General features: G+C 69.8%; 3 protein-coding genes. All 3 read left to right on the top strand.

What is annotated here, in order from left to right; genetic code table 11:
- Window positions 1–140 (top strand): methionine adenosyltransferase domain-containing protein (locus tag P3T39_RS37405; RefSeq protein WP_280703792.1); only part of this gene is annotated, 140 nt, incomplete at its 5' end.
- Window positions 141–185: 45 nt separating this feature from the next.
- Window positions 186–1,130, top strand: a complete 945-nt coding sequence (locus tag P3T39_RS37400) for a carbohydrate kinase family protein (protein ID WP_280703791.1) — start codon at window positions 186–188, stop codon at window positions 1,128–1,130.
- Window positions 1,130–1,351 (top strand): homocysteine S-methyltransferase family protein (locus P3T39_RS37395; RefSeq protein WP_280703790.1); only part of this gene is annotated, 222 nt, incomplete at its 3' end. The genes P3T39_RS37400 and P3T39_RS37395, both read left to right, overlap by 1 nt.

The raw sequence follows: 1,351 nt of genomic DNA, 5'->3' as shown, positions 1-1,351 counted from the left end.
CCATCATCCGCGACCTCGACCTGCTGCGGCCCATCTACGCCCAGACCGCCGCGTACGGCCACTTCGGCCGTGAACTGCCCGACTTCACCTGGGAGCGCACCGACCGGGCGGAGAAGCTCCGCGCCGTCGCCCTGGGCTGACCACCCCGGCCCGCTGTCCCGTCACTGCCCAGAGGAGGCACCGCTGTGCGTATCGCCGTTACCGGTTCGATTGCGACCGACCACCTGATGGCCTATCCAGGACGCTTCGCCGATCAGCTGATCGAGGGGCGACTCGACAAGGTGTCACTGTCGTTCCTCGCCGACGACCTGGAGGTCCGTCGCGGCGGGGTGGCGGCCAACATCGCCTTCGGACTGGGCAGCCTGGGGCTCCGTCCGATCCTGGTGGGCGCGGCAGGCATCGACTTCGCCGAGTACCGGGCCTGGCTGGAGGCGGCCGGCGTCGACACCGACTCCGTACGGATCAGCGAGTCCCGGCACACCGCACGCTTCGTCTGCACCACCGACACCGACCAGAACCAGATCGCCACCTTCTACGCCGGGGCGATGTCCGAGGCCCGCGAGCTGACGCTGGCCCCGATCGCCGAACGGGTCGGCGGCCTCGACCTGGTGGTGATCGCCCCCAACGACCCGGAGGCGATGGTCCGCCACACCGACGAGTGCCGCACCCTGGGACTGTCGTTCGCCGCCGACCCCTCACAGCAACTCGCCCGCCTCGACCGGGCCGAGGCCCGGCGCCTGGTGGAGGGAGCGGACCTGCTCTTCACCAACGAGTACGAAGCGGCCCTCCTCCAGCAGCTCTCCGGCTGGACGGAGCGCCAGGTGCTCGACCAGGTGGGAACCTGGGTCACCACGCGGGGAGCGGACGGTGTGGTCATCGCGCGCTCCGACAGCACGCCGGTGACGGTCCCCGCCGTACCGACCGACCACGTGGCCGACCCGACCGGCGTCGGCGACGCCTTCCGGGCCGGGTTCCTCACCGGCCTCAGCCGGAGCTGGCCGATGCCGCGAGCGGCACGCCTGGGCTGCGCACTGGCCACCGAGGCACTCAAGACGATCGGCACCCAGGAGTACCGGATCACGGCGGCCGAGCTGATCGGCCGGACCGACGACACGGTGGTGAGCGCCTGATGACTGTCAATGAACTGACTGCTGCCCAGCAGGCCCGCGCGAACGCCTTGCGCGAAGCCCTCGCGACCCGTGTGGTGGTTGCGGACGGGGCGATGGGCACGATGCTTCAGGCGCAGGATCCGTCGATGGAGGATTTCCAGCAGCTCGAGGGTTGCAACGAGATCCTGAATGTGACCCGCCCGGACATTGTGCGTTCGGTGCATGATGCGTATTTCGCGGTG

Origin of the sequence: Kitasatospora sp. GP82 (assembly GCF_029892105.1) — a bacterium.
Lineage (GTDB): Bacteria > Actinomycetota > Actinomycetes > Streptomycetales > Streptomycetaceae > Kitasatospora.
The sequence above is the reverse complement of the archived record's forward strand: the minus strand, read 5'-3'. Positions and strand labels throughout refer to the sequence as shown.